Origin of the sequence: Salinimicrobium sp. TIG7-5_MAKvit (assembly GCF_049569215.1) — a bacterium.
Classification (GTDB): domain Bacteria; phylum Bacteroidota; class Bacteroidia; order Flavobacteriales; family Flavobacteriaceae; genus Salinimicrobium; species Salinimicrobium profundisediminis.
In genome coordinates this window covers 2,201,315-2,219,956 of sequence record NZ_CP145903.1, presented here as the reverse complement: position 1 = coordinate 2,219,956, position 18,642 = coordinate 2,201,315, and the positions used below count along the sequence as shown (strand labels likewise).

General features: G+C 43.0%; 18 protein-coding genes. 10 read left to right on the top strand and 8 right to left on the bottom strand.

Going from position 1 to position 18,642, the window contains the following annotated elements; genetic code table 11:
- Window positions 1-28: 28 nt before the first annotated feature.
- From gntA to V5739_RS09980, 3 genes are read left to right on the top strand one after another with little or no spacing between them, the layout of a single operon-like run.
- Window positions 29-706 carry a guanitoxin biosynthesis heme-dependent pre-guanitoxin N-hydroxylase GntA gene (gntA, locus tag V5739_RS09990; RefSeq protein WP_423818050.1) on the top strand — a complete coding sequence of 226 codons (678 nt, stop codon included), beginning with the start codon at window positions 29-31 and terminating at the stop codon, window positions 704-706.
- 6 nt (window positions 707-712) lie between these two features.
- Entirely contained in the window at window positions 713-1,333 is a 621-nt protein-coding gene (locus tag V5739_RS09985; protein WP_423818049.1) for an FMN-binding negative transcriptional regulator, read from the top strand.
- Window positions 1,317-1,898, top strand: coding sequence for a DUF1989 domain-containing protein (locus V5739_RS09980; RefSeq protein WP_423818048.1), 582 nt, complete (start codon window positions 1,317-1,319; stop codon window positions 1,896-1,898). The genes V5739_RS09985 and V5739_RS09980 overlap by 17 nt, the downstream gene beginning before the upstream one ends.
- A gap of 531 nt (window positions 1,899-2,429) precedes the next feature.
- Here the strand turns inward: V5739_RS09980 and V5739_RS09975 are convergent.
- The 5 genes from V5739_RS09975 to V5739_RS09955 all read right to left on the bottom strand — a co-directional run bounded on the left by V5739_RS09975 (window position 2,430) and on the right by V5739_RS09955 (window position 10,664).
- Window positions 2,430-3,773 (bottom strand): serine hydrolase domain-containing protein, encoded by a 1,344-nt coding sequence (locus V5739_RS09975; RefSeq protein ID WP_423818047.1) that lies wholly within the window; start codon window positions 3,771-3,773, stop codon window positions 2,430-2,432.
- Window positions 3,774-3,995: 222 nt separating this feature from the next.
- Window positions 3,996-5,618 carry an aspartate:alanine exchanger family transporter gene (locus V5739_RS09970; RefSeq protein ID WP_423818046.1) on the bottom strand — a complete coding sequence of 541 codons (1,623 nt, stop codon included), beginning with the start codon at window positions 5,616-5,618 and terminating at the stop codon, window positions 3,996-3,998.
- A gap of 111 nt (window positions 5,619-5,729) precedes the next feature.
- Complete coding sequence (pflA, locus tag V5739_RS09965) at window positions 5,730-6,518, bottom strand: pyruvate formate-lyase-activating protein (RefSeq protein ID WP_423818045.1); 789 nt, start codon at window positions 6,516-6,518, stop codon at window positions 5,730-5,732.
- 98 nt (window positions 6,519-6,616) lie between these two features.
- Complete coding sequence (gene pflB, locus V5739_RS09960) at window positions 6,617-8,854, bottom strand: formate C-acetyltransferase (protein ID WP_423818044.1); 2,238 nt, start codon at window positions 8,852-8,854, stop codon at window positions 6,617-6,619.
- 523 nt (window positions 8,855-9,377) lie between these two features.
- Complete coding sequence (locus V5739_RS09955; protein WP_423818043.1) at window positions 9,378-10,664, bottom strand: L-lactate MFS transporter; 1,287 nt, start codon at window positions 10,662-10,664, stop codon at window positions 9,378-9,380.
- A 148-nt stretch (window positions 10,665-10,812) separates the two neighbouring features.
- Here V5739_RS09955 and V5739_RS09950 point away from each other — a divergent pair, with 148 nt between their 5' ends.
- Together V5739_RS09950 and V5739_RS09945 are read left to right on the top strand one after the other, a co-directional pair.
- Window positions 10,813-11,208, top strand: coding sequence for a hypothetical protein (locus V5739_RS09950; protein ID WP_423818042.1), 396 nt, complete (start codon window positions 10,813-10,815; stop codon window positions 11,206-11,208).
- 99 nt (window positions 11,209-11,307) lie between these two features.
- Entirely contained in the window at window positions 11,308-11,787 is a 480-nt protein-coding gene (locus V5739_RS09945; protein ID WP_266069431.1) for a hypothetical protein, read from the top strand.
- A gap of 169 nt (window positions 11,788-11,956) precedes the next feature.
- On the opposite strand, the gene V5739_RS09940 is transcribed toward V5739_RS09945, so the two are convergent.
- The 3 genes from V5739_RS09940 to V5739_RS09930 are packed head-to-tail and all read right to left on the bottom strand — an operon-like array spanning window position 11,957 to window position 14,974.
- The gene (locus V5739_RS09940; protein WP_423818041.1) at window positions 11,957-12,829 is read right to left on the bottom strand and encodes a hypothetical protein; all 873 of its coding nucleotides are present in this window, start codon (window positions 12,827-12,829) and stop codon (window positions 11,957-11,959) included.
- A 49-nt stretch (window positions 12,830-12,878) separates the two neighbouring features.
- Window positions 12,879-14,012, bottom strand: a complete 1,134-nt coding sequence (locus tag V5739_RS09935) for a glycosyltransferase (RefSeq protein ID WP_423818040.1) — start codon at window positions 14,010-14,012, stop codon at window positions 12,879-12,881.
- The gene (locus V5739_RS09930; protein ID WP_423818039.1) at window positions 14,009-14,974 is read right to left on the bottom strand and encodes a hypothetical protein; all 966 of its coding nucleotides are present in this window, start codon (window positions 14,972-14,974) and stop codon (window positions 14,009-14,011) included. The genes V5739_RS09935 and V5739_RS09930 overlap by 4 nt, the downstream gene beginning before the upstream one ends.
- Window positions 14,975-15,047: 73 nt before the next feature.
- Between V5739_RS09930 and ruvC the strand changes: the two genes are divergently transcribed.
- The 5 genes from ruvC (at window position 15,048) to V5739_RS09905 (ending at window position 18,633) form a co-directional block, all read left to right on the top strand.
- Window positions 15,048-15,605 carry a crossover junction endodeoxyribonuclease RuvC gene (gene ruvC / locus V5739_RS09925; protein WP_423818038.1) on the top strand — a complete coding sequence of 186 codons (558 nt, stop codon included), beginning with the start codon at window positions 15,048-15,050 and terminating at the stop codon, window positions 15,603-15,605.
- Window positions 15,606-15,634: 29 nt separating this feature from the next.
- Window positions 15,635-15,994 (top strand): four helix bundle protein, encoded by a 360-nt coding sequence (locus V5739_RS09920; protein ID WP_423818037.1) that lies wholly within the window; start codon window positions 15,635-15,637, stop codon window positions 15,992-15,994.
- A gap of 90 nt (window positions 15,995-16,084) precedes the next feature.
- Complete coding sequence (gene hemW, locus V5739_RS09915) at window positions 16,085-17,203, top strand: radical SAM family heme chaperone HemW (RefSeq protein WP_423818036.1); 1,119 nt, start codon at window positions 16,085-16,087, stop codon at window positions 17,201-17,203.
- A gap of 302 nt (window positions 17,204-17,505) precedes the next feature.
- Complete coding sequence (locus tag V5739_RS09910) at window positions 17,506-18,258, top strand: cyclase family protein (RefSeq protein ID WP_423818035.1); 753 nt, start codon at window positions 17,506-17,508, stop codon at window positions 18,256-18,258.
- Window positions 18,259-18,297: 39 nt separating this feature from the next.
- Window positions 18,298-18,633 carry a DUF4260 domain-containing protein gene (locus V5739_RS09905; RefSeq protein ID WP_423818034.1) on the top strand — a complete coding sequence of 112 codons (336 nt, stop codon included), beginning with the start codon at window positions 18,298-18,300 and terminating at the stop codon, window positions 18,631-18,633.
- Window positions 18,634-18,642: the final 9 nt, after the last annotated feature.

Genomic DNA, 18,642 nt, shown 5'->3' with positions numbered 1-18,642 from the left:
GCTATTATTTTTACTGAAATACATTTTTATGTCCCAGGTAAAAGAACAGCAAATTTCTGAAATTTCTTCCGCGAAATCTCAGTTTGAAGATTTTATAATAGGCAATAATCATCCATGTGTCATGGCCCAGACCGTTTTTAGCATGGACAAAGTGGACTTTCATGAATATGATAACTTCGGAAGCAGGGAAACTGCGAAAGCTATACTTGCCGATTTAAAGAAATACATCGCCGCATACGATTTTGAATCTAATGATTTCCTCACTTTTTTAGTCGGTTTTAAAGGTAAGCAGGATTATTCCGAAGAAGAATTTGAGAAGACTCTGTGGGAACAGTTACAGCATTTGCACGAGGTAGACGATGCCGAATGGGATGAGGCGGTAAGTCCCGATCCCGATAATAAAAATTTCAGTTTCAGTCTTGGCGGGAAAGCTTTTTATATAGTGGGTTTACATCCCAACAGCTCCCGCAAGGCAAGGCAGGCACCTTACCCTGCCATTGCTTTTAACCTGCACTGGCAGTTTGAGAAACTGAGGGAAATGAACACTTACCACACCGTAAGGGACAAAATTAGGGAGAGAGACATAGAGCTGCAGGGAGAGATCAACCCCATGCTCGAAGATTTTGGTGAACGCAGCGAAGCCCGGCAGTATAGCGGCCGAAAAGTTGGAGAAGAATGGAAATGTCCTTTTCTTCACGGAAAATAATTACGCATGTTTCGGCAAAAGAAATATCTCAAAAAAGATCCGCAGTACGTTTTCGATTTTATAGACCAGCATCCCTTCGCCACCTTTGTGTTGCAGGGGGAAGACCTCCTGGCTACACATATCCCGATTCTAATTGAAGGCACTCCCGAAAAATTCAGGTTATATGGACACATTGCCGAGGCCAATGAGCAATACAAGTTCCTGAAAGACGGCCTGGATGCCCTGTTTATCTTTCATGGGGCACAAGGCTACGTTTCCTCCTCCTGGTATAAGGACATCAACATTAGCACCTGGGATTATTCGGCTGTGCACGTTAATGTAAAGCTGAAGTTACAGTCGCGGGAAGAACTCGAAACAAATCTTCAAAATCTGATTCAGAGATTTGAGGATGATCAAAGAGACCCAATTTACTATAAAGATCTTCCCAGGGACATGATCGAAGATCACCTGCCACTCATCACCGGCTTTTGGTGTGAACCCATAAAGGTGCAGGCCATTGCAAAACTCCACCAGGGATTTGAAAAGGATGATGTGCATTCAGTTTGCCGGCACCTTGAAGAAAGACAGGATCTTCAATCTTCTCAACTAAGCAAAAACATAAAAAAAGAACATGGTACAGGTCATTGAAAAACAAACAGGCGCAGCATTTAAGCTTCAAAAAGGGCAAAAATTGAAGGTGATAGACCCGCAGGGGGAACAAGTAAGCGATATGGTGCTTTTTAATGCTGAAGACCCGCGGGAAAAGATCTCTTCAGGAAAAACTTTAGACTTTGAGGAAAGCATTTTAATCACCAAAGGCGATTGGTTGTGGAGTAACCGAAGTAATAAAATGATGAAGATCCTGGAAGACACCAATGGTCGCAATGATTTCTTACTCGCCCCATGTAGTCCCGAGACTTTTAAGATCATGTACAACAACCCCGATTATCACCCCAGCTGCTTTGAAAATTTGTACACAAATCTGGAGCCTTTCAACATTGAACCCGATGATGTGCCGACTGCTTTCAACATTTTCATGAATGTGCAGTTTGACGAAAAAGGAAAGTTGAGTGTAGATCCGCCGCTGAGCAAAGCCGGAGATTATGTGCTCTTCGAAGCCGAGATGGACCTCATTGTCGCCCTCACCGCCTGCTCTGCCGAAGACAGTAATAACGGTAGCTTTAAACCAATTCACTACGAAATTCTGGATTAGAAACGCAAACACTTCGGAAAAAAAATCATTCCGTATAAATTACAGTAACTCTGAAGTAAAGGAAGGTAGAAAACAAGATTGTGGAAAACGCGAGAGTAATTTTAGCCTGATGTTTTTAGCGCTCACTATTAACTTTTGAGAAAAACTTGCTGAGTATCTCAAATGAGGGAAAACAAGTAATTCAAATAAAGTGCTGCAATCACTCCAAAAACGATAATAGACAGCAGGACGGCTTTATTGACTTTAAATTTCATTTAAAACAAATAGGGCTTTAAATGTAATAATTACAATATACCTCAGCTTGGTGTTAACAGAATGTTTGGACACTCTTTCCTTATTTTTCGACTAACGGCAAGGATCGCCGATAAAGTGCGCACACGGTGATATCCAGAACTTACTTTCAAAGCGATATTTGGATTTTGGCTATTGGAATTTTTCAGAAGTAAGGGCAAAAAGGAGTTCTGGCTGTCGCAGGAATTGCAGGTACTCTTTCTAAAATAGTGGAATTCTTATTCCAAATTCAGTGTTAGTTTATTGACCGTTATCAACTGCTGCAATAACTTCCCTTAGAAAAACATTGAGGTCAAACTCCGGATGTTCAACAAGTCCTAATCGAACTACTACCAAATTTTTCGACGGAATAACGAATACATGCTGCCCCTGAAAACCGTTTGCTGAGTATAGATCGCGCGGCATATCTGGATATTCACCCCCGGCGTTGAGCCAAAAATGCGCCCCATATTTCCCATCTGAGCCTTCCACAGGTTTTATCGTATAACTTATCCAGTCTTTGCTAATGATCTGCTCCCCGTTCCAGTTGCCTTCATTGAGATACAACAATCCAAACTTTGCCCAGTCGCGGGCGGTTGCCCATGAGTAGGAAGAGCCAACATAGTTACCGGCGAGATCGGTTTCCAAAGTCATTGAATTCATACCAATTTTATCGATAAGTTGGGCGTACCAAAAATCGAGATATTCCTGGTGCGTACTAAACTGGTCCCTAATATATGCTGAAAGCAAATTGGAAGTACCTGAGGAGTAGTTCCAAATGATGCCGGGTTGCCCTACAAGTTTCTTGTGCAGCTGTACCTCACTCATATCATCGGCCAAAAAAAGCATTTTGGTGACATCTGAAATTTTTGTGTAGTCTTCCTCCCACTTTAATCCGCTGTTCATTTGAAGCAGGTTGTTAAGAGTAATATTTTGTCTTTCATCGGCTTCCCATTCGGGAAAAAGATGATCGTTTTCTAGAGAAATTCTTCCCTGCCTCGCCAACACTCCAAGAACTGCGCTGGTAATGCTTTTGGTCATAGACCAGCCTAATAGCTTAGTATCTTTACTGAATTCGGGTGCATATTTTTCGGCTAACAATCTGTCTTTGTACAACACAACAACGGCTCTCGATTTATACTCTTCAAAAAAGGCATTTTTGAGTGCCAGTTCCAACTGCAAGTAATCAACTTCGGGAAAGATGGTATCTACAGATTTATTATTGCCATAAGGATAAGGAAGAGAAGACGCGGCTTGCAGGCGGTTCGGCTTTGCTTTGGGCAGGTCATTTCGGCCTGTATCTTCGGGAAGAAGCACGCATCCCAAACCGGGATTGTACATGGCAGTACGTTCTTTAAGTCCAAAAACGCTAGCAGAGGCAGTTTTGTCTTCCCTGTCGATTTCGTATTCAGCAAAATCTACAGGACTGAAATTATTATCCTGAGCAGCTACGCTCTGCGGCTCTCTTTCGGCTTCGTAAACACAGGAACACATATTTTTAGCGGCAAACCCGGTAATGAGGTTAAGCCGCGGATAGTAAATGTACGCCACAACCCCAAGGGCTAGGAATAACAGGACCAGAATAAATAAAAGGATCTTTCTCATGGAATGTATTGGAATCTTAAATATAAAAGTAAATTCCTTTACCTCCCAAAAATGTCATTTTTGACAACTATTTTTATTGGAATAAACTGCGGAAAACCCTGCTCCTTTTCTGATATTTCCTACGACAACTTCAGAAGTAAACTCGTCAAACTAATTCAGAAAAAATCTGAATTTAAACCGCTCTCCGAAAAAATATGCTTCCGAAGAAATTGATGTTAGCCTTTACAAGATGAAACTAAGCACCTGGGTGAAGATGATGATCGCCACCAGTGCCAGCGGGTACACAGTAGCGTATGCCACCTGCGGGCCTTCACTACTCGTCATGGAATCTACCGCACTTAGGCCGGGTGTACTGGTCATTCCTCCCGTTAGAGCTCCCAGTACCGACAGGAAGTTCATTTTGAGAATGATCCTGGCCACTAGCACCACAATGATCATAGGGATAAGTGTAATGGCCGCCCCAATGGCGAAGAGGCTTAACCCGTATTCCTGAATGGTGGGCCCTAAATGGCTGCCTGCCGAAAGACCGACAGGGATAAGGAAAAGCAAAAGGCCAAACTGTCGCAGAATGTGATTTCCGGTACCCGGGAGATTCCATAGAATAGGTCCGGTTTTTCCAATCCTACTCAACACAAGAGCAGCAAGCAGGACGCCGCCGGTAAGCCCGAGCGAAAAAGAGCTGCCACCGGGAAGAGGGATTTCAATTGCCCCAATCATTAATCCGATTATAATACCAAGGGCCACAGGCAAAAAGCTGGTAGTTTCAACCTCTTTCATGCTGTCACCAAAGAGCAGACTTAGTCCGTTTACGTTTCCTTTAGTAGATGAAATGAACAGGCGGTCGCCAAACCTCAGTTTTACTGATGGTCTTGCCGGCAGGTCTATCCCGGCCCTTCTAATTCGGGTAACCGTGGCTTTATAGTTCTCCCTAAGGCTGAGTTCTCCCAAAGTCTTACTCACCACGTTTCGTTTAGAAATCACGTACCATCTCACTTCAAACATTCCGCTTTCGGGAATCTCGATGTCTGTGGGGTGTCCTAAAAGAAGTTCTACCCTTTTAAGTGCTTCAGTGGTACCTACAGCCCTTACCACGTCTCCTTTCCGAAGAACAAGATCGGCTGCGGGTGGAATGGAAGTTTCATTCGCTCTCATGACCCGGGAAATATTCGCCTTGGTCATCATTCTAATATCAAGCTCTCCAATAGTTTTCCCATCGGCATTTTCGTTGGTCACCATAAAGTTCTTATGGCCCACTTCGGGAATTTTAGTTTGTGTTTCTTCAATGTATTTCTGTTCTTCCCTGGCCATATTGGTTGCGAAAATCTTGGGCACCAGCCTAACAAAAAGAATAACCCCCACTACCCCAAAAGGGTAAGCAATACCATATCCAATAGATGCCAAAGAAGAGCCTGTAGCTTCGATAGCCGCTGCCAGACCCGGAGTACTGGTGAGCGCCCCAGAAAATAATCCTACAGCAATCCTGTAATCAATATCTAATACCTGTGCCAAAACAAGCGTTGTAACAGCACCCGCAAAAACAGTCAAAAAAGCCATGCTGATGAGCTTTCTTCCCTGAGATTTATATACCTCAAAAAAGGTGGGGCCAGCCTGCATCCCAATGGTAAAGATAAACAGCAACAATCCTATTTGCTGAATAATGCCCGGCAAGGCAAACTCCACACCCTGTGAGAACATTGCGTAGCCGTAGAACATCGCGACAAAGATCACTGCCGAAGAATCCAGCGACAAACCTTTATAGGAAAACTTTCCCAGGATGATCCCTATACCTATAATTATAAAAAGAGCAACATAATCGGTACTTAGAAAGTCCAGTAGTGCAGACATGGTTATCTTATTTTGATTTTTGAACTATTGAAAAAGGCCATCCAAAAGTAGCCTTTTCAGGAACTAATTTTTAGCTGAAGCCGGATGAAATTTCTTCGGAATTTTTCAGGATCAGTTTACCCGTACTTCCCGGAAGTATTTTCTGAAAATAGAGGCAGCATTTTCAAGAGTCTCAGCGTTTGGAGGGCTTACATCCTTCAGCTTATATTCCATGCCCAGAGCTTCCCATTTGTGCACCCCAAGCTGGTGATAAGGCAGGATTTCTACCCGCTCTATGCTCTTATAGTCTTTAAAATGCCTGCCCAGCTCATGCAGGTGTTCTTCCTGGTCACTCCAGCCGGGAACCAGCACATATCTTAGCCACATGGGTTTACCGGTACTTTCGCGGTATTCGGCTATTTTAAAAGTACTCACATTGGAGAGGCCGGTGAGTTTTTTATGCCATTCGTTGTTAAAATGCTTCACATCGAGCATCAGCAAATCGGTCACATCGAGCAGGTCTTTGGCCTGCTGGTCTATTACGCGCCCATTGGAATCAAGCACCGTATTGATATTCTCATCGTGCAGGCGGTCAAATAACTTTTTAAGAATGGCCCGCTGCAACAAAGGTTCCCCTCCCGAAACGGTAACGCCTCCTTTATCGCGAAAGTAAGGCTTCTGTTTTACCGCACGCGCTACAAGCTCATCAAGATCCAAAAAGTGTCCTCCTTTTACATCCATGGTATCGGGATTGGCACAATAAAGACAGCGAAACTGGCAACCCTGCACAAATACTACCATTCTAATCCCGGGGCCGTCGTGGGTTCCAAAAGACTCTATGGAGTGTACCCTAAGCTGTTCAGAATCTGGTGCGTTTAATTGTGCAACCTCCTGTTTAACCAAAGATCCATCCTTTATCATAGCATTTATTTTTTGAGGAAATTAATAAAAAAGATCAGGAGATTTCGATTGGGGGTCTCTGAAATCTCCTGATGCTCAATTAAAAACTCAATCCTAAACTACATTCTTTCGTGGAAGGTCCTTGCGATCACTTCCAGTTGGTGGGCTTTTGAGAGCCTTATAAAGTTTACTGCATACCCGGAGACCCTAATGGTCAACTGTGGATAATTCTCGGGGTGCTCGTAAGCATCCATGAGGGTTTCGCGGTTAAGCACATTCACATTGAGGTGGTGAGCGTTGAGGCCAAAGTAGGCATCCAGCAATCCGACCAGGTTTTCCATTTGTCCTTCCCTGTCACTTCCCAAAGATTTAGGAACAATAGAGAAAGTATTGGAGATTCCGTCTTGCGCATCCCGGTAATCTAACTTGGCTACCGAGTTCAAAGAGGCTATTGCGCCGTGTTCATCGCGCCCGTGCATAGGGTTTGCACCTGGAGCAAAGGCTTCACCTGCTTTTCTACCATCGGGTGTGGCACCGGTTTTCTTACCATACATCACGTTAGAGGTGATGGTGAGCAGAGAAAGGGTAGAGAAAGCGTTCTTATAACATTTATGTTTAGCCAGTTCCTGAGAGAAGAACTTAGTGATCTCACGTGCAATACTGTCTACTCTTTCATCATCGTTTCCAAATTTTGGATACTCTCCTTCTACTTTGAAGTCTACTGTAAGGCCTTCCTCGTTTCTTATGGCTTTTACTTTTCCGTATTTAATGGCCGAAAGTGAATCGGCAATAATAGAGATACCTGCAATTCCATAAGCCATATCAATGCCAGGGTCTGAGTCTACAAATGCCAGCTGTGCTTTCTCGTAGTAATACTTATCGTGCATGTAGTGGATGATGTTCATGGTCTTGGAGTATACCCTGGCCACTTCAACCATCGACTTTTTGAAATTAGACATTACTTCTTCATAATCGAGGTAATCACTTTCAAGCGAAGGTATTCCCTCTAACAACGGCTGGCCAGAATTCTCTTCCCTACCATTGTTAAGCGCCATTAACAGGGTCTTTGGCAGGTTTACACGAGCTCCAAAGAACTGTATCCTTTTTCCTAATTCCTGGTAAGAAACACAACAGGCAATTCCATAATCATCAGAACCTCTAACCAGTCTCATCAAATCGTCATTTTCATACTGAATTGAAGAAGTATCTATAGAGACCTGGGCACAGAATTTTTTAAATCCTTCAGGGAGATCCTGTGACCAAAGTACAGTGAGGTTGGGTTCAGGAGAAGCTCCAAGATTATAAAGAGTTTGTAAGAATCGGAAAGAAGTTTTGGTAACTTTTGTTCTTCCATCCTGGAACTGTCCGCCAATAGCTTCAGTTACCCAGGTAGGATCTCCTCCAAAAATTTCGTCGTATGCTTCAGGGCGCAGGTGTCTCACCATACGCAGTTTCATCACAAATTGATCAATAAATTCCTGAGCTTCTTCTTCAGTAATTAAACCTTCATTAAGATCCCTTTCAATATATATATCGAGGAAGGAAGAAACGTTACCCAGAGACATGGCGGCTCCATCCTGTTCTTTCACAGCAGCAAGGTAGGCCATATACACCCACTGTACAGCTTCACGTGCATTCTGGGCAGGTCTTGCAAGATCTAGACCGTACATGGCTCCCATCTTTTTAATATCTTTAAGAGCAATGATTTGATCTGTGATCTCTTCGCGAAGACGAATCTTGTGCTCGGTCATTTCACCGTCTACAAGTCGCTTGTCCTCTTCTTTTAGTTCAATTAGGCGATCTATACCATAAAGGGCAAGGCGGCGATAATCACCAATAATTCTGCCACGGGCGTAGTTATCGGGCAATCCGGTAAGGATACCATTTGATCTATAACTTCTAATCTCATCGTCATATGCAGCAAACACAGCGTTGTTATGATCTTTGGTATAATCAAAGATCTCTTTAACACGCTGTGTTACCTGCTGACCTTTTTCGGCCACAGCACCTTCTACTACACGAAATCCACCAAAAGGCTTCATGGCCCTTTTTAAAAGCTCATTGGTTTGTAAACCTACTATAACCTCAAAATCTTTATTGATGTAACCGGGGCCATGACTGGTAATACCCGAAATAGTCTCGGTATCTATGGCCCTGCAGCCATTTCGCTCCCGCTCCTCTTTCATGGCAGCGAGGCATATTTGCCACAGCTCTTTGGTTCTCTCTGTAGCACCGGCGAGGAATGAATCATCGCCATAATAAGGGCTAACATTAAGGGTCACGAAATCCCTTACATCAATTTTCCTGTTCCAGGTTCCTTCGCGGAACTCTAGTACTTCCTGAGATAACTTTAGCATCTTTTCTTCTTTTTGCTGAAGAGGTCGTTTTTTAAATTTTCTACCCTTCAAACTTAATTACAATGCAAATTTCCATCAGAAAGCCCCCTTTTTTTATGATAATAATCATAATTCGACCTGGCGCCGGTAGAGAAAATAGCTTCAATCGTTTTAGTTGATAAATAGATTTTACTACAACGTTACCGTGCAGGAAATTTTTTTGCACTTTGATAAAATCGTGTTACACGAACCCTAAATTTCTTCGGAAAAAGTGTTGGAACCCATAGCAACATAATGCCATGAGCTGTAGAAAAGCCGTGGTGGAAACACGCTGCCAACTAAACCCGGACATAAAACCCGATTAATTGGCAGCCATAGAGAAAACTAAAGGGGAGAGAAAAAATTATTGACTCCTGTATAGCTCCAATAGTAAATCACTTTGGGGGCATGCCCTTGTAGCACTTCAGAAAAACACGTTCTAAAATTTCAAACCTCTACTCACAAGGCAATCCCCGGGATTTTTTCAACTTAAAATAAAATATAGCTATCCCTTAGAAGTAGAAGGAGCTGCATTTGAAATTGGAGGAGCTATTGTTTCATCTTCACCCGTCACCGCCAGCTTTTTCACATCCCGACGAATAATTACTGAAAGCAGAAGGGCAATAACCAGCAAACCCGAAAAGATATACAAGGTAGAGTTATAGCTGGTAGAGATAGAACGCGCCCATGCAGCCAGTAAAGGCCCTGCCATTCCTGCCGCAGCCCAAGCAGTGAGCATATAGCCAAGAATAATCCCCAATTGGCGGGTGCCAAAAAGGTCTTTTATAAAGGCCGGCACAGTAGCAAAACCTCCACCATAACAGGAGATGATCACAAATACAAGCAGCTGAAACACCCATGCATTGGTAACCTGTGGCAGCACCAGAAAAGCAATGATTTGCACAATGAAAAATGCGCTAAACACATTAGGCCTTCCAATAGCATCAGAGAAGGAAGCCCAGCCAATACGGCCCAGGCCGTTGAACAAGCCCATCACTCCCACCATAGTGGCTGCAGCAACTGCAGTTAATCCGGCAAACTCCTGCGCCATGGGTGATGCTGCCGAAATAATGGCAATTCCGCAGGAAATATTGATAAAGAACATGAGCCATAGCAACCAGAACCGCCTGGTCTTTACTGCTTCTCCTGCAGTAAGCTCAACCGAAGAAGTCACCACTACTTTTTTTACCTCTTTTGCAGTCTCTCCGGGAGACCAGCCTTCTGGGGGTAAAGAAAGGTACAGGGAAGACAGAAGGATTACCACAAAATAAATACTCCCCATAAGATAAAAAGTATTTGCAATGCCTATTGCTCCAATAAGGTACACAATTAAGGGGCTGCTTATAAGTGCTGCAAAGCCAAAGCCCATCACTGCCATGCCCGTTGCAAGCCCTGGTTTATCGGGAAACCATTTAATGAGTGCCGAAACAGGGGTAATATACCCCAGCCCAAGCCCAATACCTCCCAACAGCCCGTAAAACAGGTATAGCATATAAATAGATTCAAGTTCTATAGCGAGGCCCGACCCGGCAATACCAGCTCCAAAGAGAACTGCAGTAAGAATACCAGACCTTCCGGGGCCGTTCTTTTCAAGGAAATGCCCAAGAAAAGCTGCTGAAATACCCAAAAAGAATATTGCCAGACTAAATGTGAATTGCGTCTCTTTTAAATCCCAACCCAGTTGTTCGGTAAGGGGCGTAGTGTATACGCTCCAGGCATATACCGAACCAATTGAAAGATGCATACCAACTGCAGATGCGGCAATAAGCCAGCGGTTTTTTACTTTTCCCATGAGAAAGAGAATTAAGAGAATTTTTGGCAAAATAAGTAAAGTTGCATAAAGTAAAACATGACATGAGTCAGCCGCAGGTAATTGTTTCGGGATTCACGGCTCTTTTATTTAGAAATCTCTAATTTTGCAGCCGCTAAAAAGCCTAACAATGACAGCAGAAGAAGGGAACTCCCAATCTCACTTACCCCAGCTATATTCCAAAAGCCTTATTTTGGTCTTTGCCTTACTTTTTTCAACCATTTTTGCAGCCGTAATCCTTATGTCAAACCTAAGAACGCTGGAAAAAAAGAAAGAAGCCGGGTGGGTACTCGTCTTTGCCGTTGTTTATCTTTTTGCCACCGCAATAGTCATGCAGGCTTTTAGCCTCTCCCCTTCCATGACGGCAATAGCCAACGTTATTGGCGCCGCTATTCTCAACGAATTCTTCTGGAACAAATTCATTGGCCGTGACCTTGAATACCAAAAGAAAAGCTGGATGAAGCCCATGCTAATCGCTGTAGGTATTGCCCTGGTACTGTTCTTTGTATTAATGGGCAGTATGTAATTTTAAAGTTGCTTTGAAAATTACAAAATCAGGCAGTATATAGAATTTTTTCGGCAAGCTCCTTAATTTCACTACTTTTGAAGTAAGCTTTAGTGCCGAATGAAGAAAACTTTATTCTTAATATTTCTGTGTTCAATATTTGTCTCCTGCGAGGAGTTTAAGACGCGCAAAATATCTTCGGAAGAAATTCTGGTAGAAGAGACCCGTGATTTCAACTGGCATGAGGTAGATCAATACCCTGCTTTTTCTGAATGCCGCAGTATTACTGAAGTCGAAGCCGCAAAGTCGTGTTTTGGGAATAAAGTTGCCCGGTATTTTTACTCCCGCCTTGAAGCAAAACAACCTGTAGTGACCGAAGCTTTAGACGATACATTATATCTGTATCTCAAAATTTCCGAAAAAGGCAAACCGGCAATAGATTCTATGGAAATAGATTCTCTGGTAATCGGCCAACTGCCCGAAATCAAATCCTGGCTTTCCCAAAGTGTAGATTCTTTACCAAAGATCTATCCTGCCACCAAACGCGGTATCCCGGTAAAAACCACTTTCCGGATGCCGATAGTGATCAAAGCAGAATAATTTAGAAGTACGAAGGTAGATGTACGAAGGTAGATGTACGAAGGTAGATGTACGAAGGTAGATGTACGAAGGTAGATGTACGAAGGTAGAAGTAGTGAACTCTGAAATTTTAACTCATAACTCTGAACTCACAACTCTGAACTCTGAGCTCTGAACTCTGAGCTCTGAACTACAAACTATACTTATATCCTACCGTAAAGTCGACCGGAAATTTACCATTACTGTCCAGCACAATTGCAAAAATATCGTTATAACCTAGAGTAATAAAGCTGGTGGGGGTAATCTTGATATCGCTGCCCAGCCCAAAGCTTAAAGGCGCCGTAAATGTGAATCCGCTTTCATCCTGGACGGAAACGACCTTGCCTGCATCATTTTTTACCGCAGTTGTTTCAGAAGAATAATAAAGCGTAGCCAGTCTTGCATCAACATGTAAATCAAAATTTTTAAAATATAAAGCCTTAAACCTGTAATTCACTGAAAGATGGGTTGCACTGTACTGGTACTCGTCCTGCTCAAAATTATGCCGCAGCTGCAAAAAAGCCGAATGCCGTGGTGCCAGGTTTGAATCGTAGAATTCATATTCAAGCCCCAGCACCGGCGCCAGGATATTTTTGGGATTATCAGTATAAATATTGTTAGACAAGCCTGTGAAAATGCTTATGCGTTGTAGAATATTTTTGGTAGATTCATTCTTTACATAATCTTCCTGCACAATCGCATTGTAAGTATTGGTGAAATGCCTAAGGCTATACAGCACAAATTTTACATCACGGGTATTAATTTTTGCATCTGTTGTAAATTCTGAAAGTTGTTCCCTGAATCTTCCATTTCCATCGGGGTTTAAAAGCTCAACCATGCGCTTTTCTTTTTGAACAAAATAGCGATACTCGAGATCATCTTCGGTCCAAAAGAGGCTTAATGGCCCCTTCACCTCCCTTTTGAGTTGCAACGTATCATTGTTGATGATATAGACATTTTGTGCAGCCAGTGGCAGGGTGAGGCAAAAGAACAGGCCTGTTAAAAAAAATCTTACTTTCTGCATTTTCGTCGTTTTCACTTGAAATAAAGATAATAAAAAATCAAGGGGAGCTTTATTTTTTAAAATGCCGGCCCTTCCAATCATAACTCGAAAAAAGGGAAAATATCGCCACGCCACTGCTAAAAAAAGGATAAAGTATACTGCTCAAAAAGTACATTTTCATGCCCCTTTCCCGTCCAAAAAGTTTGGCACTGCTGTAAATAAGGTAAAAATCAACATTGAATTTAACCAGGAAGATCATCAACAGTAAAGTTGGAGGTTCAATTCCCACTAACAGGAGCAAACTAAGGGTCACGATCAATAAATTCATTAGAAACACGAGTAAACCCAGGCTTTTTGGGAAAAACTTCTGGTAAGCTGAAGTCTTTGCAGCCCATCGCACCCGTTGATAGAACAACTGCTTCCAGGAAGAGGCAGGTACTGTAAATACAACTGCCCCTGCACTCTTCAAAAATGCCGTTTTTAGTCCTTCTTTCTGAAATTTTTCCAGCAAAAAAATATCGTCCCCACTGGCCACCTCTGCATTGCCTTCAAATCCGCCGACCTTCAAAAATGCCATTTTTGAATAGCAAAAATTTGCACCGTTGCACATAAATGGAATATCAACACCAAAACCTCCTATGGTAGCTGCCTGTAAGCTAAAGAAATCTACTTCCTGAAAACCTTTCAAAAATGTCATTCTTGAGCCTTCAGTTTTTATCGCAACCGGGGCGGCAACAGCTGCTGCGCCACTCTCAAGAATATGGGTGTTGTAATGGGCCAGCAGGTGGGGCGGCAACTCACAATCGGCATCGGTGGTTAAGATATAATCGTTCTTCGCACCTGCAATTGCCAGGGCAAGAGCATCTTTTTTGGGGCTGCTCGATTTTCGGCTGTTCTGCAACAGCTGCAGGCGGAGTTGAGGATTTTGCTTCTGAAAATCCTCCCAAAGCGCTTCCGAAGTATCTTCTGAAGCATCGTTCACGGCAATGATCTCAAACATTTCTGCCGGATACTTCAGCTTCAGTAGAGATTTAAACAAAAGCTGAAGGTTTTCAGCTTCATTCCGATAAGGAACGACTATTGAAAAACTGATTTTTGGATCCGAATTACTTCCGTAGAAATTTTTGACCTTTGAAAATCCGTAGAGCAGGAAGAGCATTGCCAGCACATAAAGCAGCGTGATAATCACGGCCGCGATGATCATGCTACGGCGTGTTTGGCTTTTTTATACCTGAGCACGTAGTAACTTCCGGCAAGACCGGGAAGCCCGAAGTTAAGTATCCAAACCGTGAGCACGATAGTGAGTACAATGATTTGGGGCACCTGTAACATTCCGAAGATCCATACCGCAAATCCGCCTTTTATGAAGGCGTCAAAAATGATCATGGTAGGAATAATGGAGGCCAGGATATAGGTGCTAAAGACGGCCGATATAAGTAAAGGGTAAGACACGTCTACTTTGAATTCCAGCAGCAAAAAATAGAATTGATGGGTGAAGATCAAAAACCTTATACTGGCAAAAATGAGGGTTTTCCACCTGATTTTTTTTGAAACATTGTGAAAGGATTCTTCCAGGCGTTGAATGGAGTAGCCTTTAATTCGAATCCTGAACTTTTTCATCACCACATAGATGATAAACGGCGCAAACAAAAGGCCCGACACCATAATGATATTGAAAATAGGCAGGGCAAGGTCCAGCGAAGTGATGAGAAACAACAGGCCTGCAATCCCAAAGAAATAGGTGGCAAATAGTTGGGCGGTATTCCCCAAAAAGTTTAAAAAGATGATCTTTCTCCAGGCTGCCCGGGTATAGTAAAGGCACTTGGCGCCATATTCCCCAATGCGGCTGGGAGTAAATATGGCTGCCGTGAAAGAGGCAAGGCTCTCGCGCATGGCGGCTTTAAAGGAATTCTCGCGCACATGACTGCTTAAGGTCTGCCATTTTAAGATCTCAAAATACCAGTTTAAGACAGTGAGAATAATCAAAATCACGATGTTGGAAAAGGAAAAGATCCTGTAATCATTAAGAATATCAACGAAGCGATCAAAGTCCATTGCTTCATCGTTGGTCACTTTATACCAAATAAATGATACTGCGGCCAATACCACCAGTACTTTGAGAACTAGTGAGAAGAATTGATTAGCTTTGTGCGAGGTTATTCGCATGAATTTATTTAAGAACCGGAAATTTCCGGCATTACATCACCGGCTGGTTTGAACCTACAATATTACGAAGCTTTTGAATACTGAAAAAATCATTTTAGGCATTGATCCCGGTACTACCATAATGGGCTTTGGGCTTATTAAGGTAGTGAACAAGAAAATGTCTTTTCTCCAGCTCAACGAGCTCGAGCTCCAAAAGTACAATGATCCTTATATAAAACTTAAATTAATTTTTGAACGCACAGTAGAACTCATCGATATCTGGAACCCAGATGAGATTGCTATTGAGGCTCCTTTCTTCGGAAAAAATGTGCAATCTATGCTTAAGCTGGGGCGCGCACAGGGAGTAGCGATGGCAGCAGGTCTTAGCCGGGAGGTTCCGGTTACAGAATACTCTCCAAAAAAGATAAAAATGGCCATCACCGGAAACGGAAATGCCAGCAAAGAACAGGTCGCCGCAATGCTTCAAAGCCTGCTTTCCCTCAAATCCCTGCCCAAGAACCTCGATGCCACCGACGGACTCGCAGCTGCGGTTTGCCACTTCTATAACTCGGGAAAGGTAGAAGTTGGGAAAAGCTACACCGGGTGGGAAGCTTTTGTAAAGCAAAACCCAAATAAACTCAATAAACAATGATCAATTAGCAATAATCAAAAAGTTTTGCCATGGAAAGAAAAGAGAATGTTCTGGATGAGAAATCCTTTGATTTTGCGGTTAAGACCGTGAAGCTTTATAAAAAGATCATTAAGGAAGAAAAAGAATATGTACTGCCAAAGCAATTTCTTAGATCCGGCACTTCCATAGGAGCAAATGTTGCCGAAGTTAATGGAGCTATATCAACTGCAGATTTTTCTTCCAAGGTTTCGATAGCATACAAAGAAAGTCTTGAGACTAAATTCTGGCTTAGGTTGTTTGAAGCTACCAATTATATTGAGGACGAAGAATTCCAGGACATGTTTGAGAAAGCTGATGAACTTTCGAGAATAATGTTTAGCATTTTAAAAAAGACCAGAATGAACAAGTAGTATAGTGATCAATATCCAGGATATCCTGATAACTTGTCATTTTTGATTTCTAATTATCTTCTGATAATGATTATTGTTAATTGCTAATTGATGTATATACACATACCCTTCTGCAAACAAGCCTGTCACTACTGTGACTTTCATTTTTCGACTTCGGTTAAGAAGAAGCCTGCGATGGTGGAGGCGATTTGCAAGGAATTATTGCTGCGGAAGGATGAAATTCCGACGGAAGTGGAGACCATCTACTTTGGTGGGGGCACTCCGTCACTGTTGTCTGCTGAAGAATTGCAGCAGATATTTGATGTGATTCACAGCAATTACTCTGTAGTGGAAAATGCTGAAATTACCCTCGAAGCAAATCCCGATGATCTTTCTGAAGAAAAGCTGAAGATGCTTGCAGCTTCTTCTTTAAACCGGTTAAGTATAGGAGTGCAGTCTTTTTTTGAGCAGGATCTCAAGCTGATGAACCGCGCACATAATGCTGAAGAAGCTTTAAAATCGATAAAGCTCGCGAAGCAGTATTTCGGGAATATTTCTATTGATCTTATCTACGGCATCCCCGGCATGAGCAATGAGCGGTGGAAAGAGAATCTGCAGACGGCTCTTGATCTGGATGTGCCGCATATTTCCAGTTATGCATTGACTGTCGAACCCAAAACTGCTTTAAAAAGCATGATCGAAAAAGGAAAGGTAGCGCCCGTAGAGGAAGAACTGGCCAAAGAGCAGTACGAGATCATGATCGAAACTTTGTCGGCTGCCAACTTTGACAACTACGAATTCTCCAACTTCGGGAAACCCGGATTCTTTTCCCGCAATAATACTGCTTACTGGTTTGGAAAACCTTACCTGGGCATTGGTCCTTCGGCACATTCCTTTGACGGTTTTCACCGCAAGTGGAACATCAGCAATAATACGCTCTACATTAAAAGTCTTCAAAAAGGGGAAATTCCGGCAGAGCTTGAGAAGCTGTCAATCTCAGATAGATACAACGAACTGGTGATGACGAGGCTCCGCACCAAATGGGGCATTGCTGTAGATGAGGTAGAAAGGAGCTTCGGAATAGAGTATAAGGATTACCTGCTTCGTGAAGCTACGGGGCTAATTGAAGATAAACTGCTCGAATGGCATGACAACCGGCTCCAGGTGTCCAAAAAAGGCAAATTCTTAAGCGACGGTATAGCCTCTGAATTATTTTGGGTAGAAAATTGATTCTGATTGTGATTGATACCTCAACACATTTCTGTCATAACCATTAAATCCCAAAGGGATTATAATCCATAAAAAAAGGACCCTGAAGGGGTCCGATGTTTATAGCCCAAAAATTTCATGAATACGCACAAAACATATTCCCCACGTAATACACGACCCCGACGGGGCCGAATATTTGGGTAAAGACATTTTACAGTTATTAAATATCAGGGGGAGATCTTTCACAAAAACCTGTTAAGCCATTCAATTCCATCTTCAAAAACCGCAAATATCCTGCTATCTTTGGTTCCATATTTTTAAGCATGCAGGCGATACTAAGACATAATCAAACCAACTATACCATCGACTTCTCCAAGCCCCTGGATATTTCCCTTAGTTTACGGGGTGATGACAAGAATCCGGTGGCGTGGTATTTAAAAGCCCCCAGGATTCAGCCCGTGCAGGAGGGAAACTGGGTTGGAAAGGTGAGCAAAGGCGGATCTGTGAACTTCAATAACATTTATTTCAATCCTCACGGCCACACTACCCATACTGAGTGTGTAGGTCATATTACTTCGGAATATCATGGGATCAATGAAAGCCTGAAAACCTTCTTTTTTTCGGCTAAATTAATCTCTGTAGAGCCGGTAAAATCAGATGGAGATGAGATGATCACAAAAGAGCAGCTAAAAGCACATTTTAGAGAGGGAGAGGCGCAGGCGGTTGTGATACGTACGCTGCCAAACAGCATTGCCAAGCGCAGCAAACATTACTCTCACACCAACTGGCCTTACCTTCAGGAAGAAGCCGCGGTTTACCTTCGGGAGTGCGGAGTGCAGCATCTGTTGATCGACCTGCCTTCTGTAGACAGGGAAGAGGACGGCGGAAAATTACTGGCTCATAAAGCCTTCTGGAATTACCCTAAGAACACACGATTTGAAGCTACGATCACCGAGCTTGTTTACGTCCCTTCGCGAATTGAGGATGGTTTTTATTTTCTAAACCTGCAGCCGGCCTCTTTTGAGAACGATGCTGCACCCTCAAGGCCCGTGCTTTACAAACCTGAACAAATATGAAAATAACTTTAAAGCTGGAGGAGCTGGCTATGCTGCTCCTTGGTATCTATTTTTTTTAGTTTTCTGCATTACCAGTGGTGGTGGTTTTTAGTTCTATTTCTGGCGCCCGATCTTGGCATGATTGGCTACGCTTTTGGGAACAGAGCCGGAGCTTTTGCGTACAACCTTTTTCATCACAAAGCTGTGGCCATTGCGATCTATCTTGCCGGATCCTTTTTTCTTCTGCCGGTGTTGCAGCTCATCGGGGTGACCATGTTCTCACATGCCGCTTTTGACCGGATGCTGGGCTACGGACTCAAATACGAGCAGGGTTTCCGGCACACTCATCTCGGTACTATTGGAAAGGCCCAGAAAGAAGATGATCAGCTTTTCTGATTTCTTATC

What these genes read in the sequence shown, in the direction of transcription:
- gntA (WP_423818050.1), top strand. Translation starts at nt 29, where the DNA reads ATGTCCCAGGTAAAAGAACAGCAAATTTCTGAAATTTCTTCCGCGAAA.
- V5739_RS09985 (WP_423818049.1), top strand. Translation starts at nt 713, where the DNA reads ATGTTTCGGCAAAAGAAATATCTCAAAAAAGATCCGCAGTACGTTTTC.
- V5739_RS09980 (WP_423818048.1), top strand. Translation starts at nt 1,317, where the DNA reads ATGGTACAGGTCATTGAAAAACAAACAGGCGCAGCATTTAAGCTTCAA.
- V5739_RS09975 (WP_423818047.1), bottom strand. Translation starts at nt 3,773, where the DNA reads ATGAGAAAGATCCTTTTATTTATTCTGGTCCTGTTATTCCTAGCCCTT.
- V5739_RS09970 (WP_423818046.1), bottom strand. Translation starts at nt 5,618, where the DNA reads ATGTCTGCACTACTGGACTTTCTAAGTACCGATTATGTTGCTCTTTTT.
- pflA (WP_423818045.1), bottom strand. Translation starts at nt 6,518, where the DNA reads ATGATAAAGGATGGATCTTTGGTTAAACAGGAGGTTGCACAATTAAAC.
- pflB (WP_423818044.1), bottom strand. Translation starts at nt 8,854, where the DNA reads ATGCTAAAGTTATCTCAGGAAGTACTAGAGTTCCGCGAAGGAACCTGG.
- V5739_RS09955 (WP_423818043.1), bottom strand. Translation starts at nt 10,664, where the DNA reads ATGGGAAAAGTAAAAAACCGCTGGCTTATTGCCGCATCTGCAGTTGGT.
- V5739_RS09950 (WP_423818042.1), top strand. Translation starts at nt 10,813, where the DNA reads ATGACAGCAGAAGAAGGGAACTCCCAATCTCACTTACCCCAGCTATAT.
- V5739_RS09945 (WP_266069431.1), top strand. Translation starts at nt 11,308, where the DNA reads ATGAAGAAAACTTTATTCTTAATATTTCTGTGTTCAATATTTGTCTCC.
- V5739_RS09940 (WP_423818041.1), bottom strand. Translation starts at nt 12,829, where the DNA reads ATGCAGAAAGTAAGATTTTTTTTAACAGGCCTGTTCTTTTGCCTCACC.
- V5739_RS09935 (WP_423818040.1), bottom strand. Translation starts at nt 14,012, where the DNA reads ATGATCATCGCGGCCGTGATTATCACGCTGCTTTATGTGCTGGCAATG.
- V5739_RS09930 (WP_423818039.1), bottom strand. Translation starts at nt 14,974, where the DNA reads ATGCGAATAACCTCGCACAAAGCTAATCAATTCTTCTCACTAGTTCTC.
- V5739_RS09920 (WP_423818037.1), top strand. Translation starts at nt 15,635, where the DNA reads ATGGAAAGAAAAGAGAATGTTCTGGATGAGAAATCCTTTGATTTTGCG.
- hemW (WP_423818036.1), top strand. Translation starts at nt 16,085, where the DNA reads ATGTATATACACATACCCTTCTGCAAACAAGCCTGTCACTACTGTGAC.
- V5739_RS09910 (WP_423818035.1), top strand. Translation starts at nt 17,506, where the DNA reads ATGCAGGCGATACTAAGACATAATCAAACCAACTATACCATCGACTTC.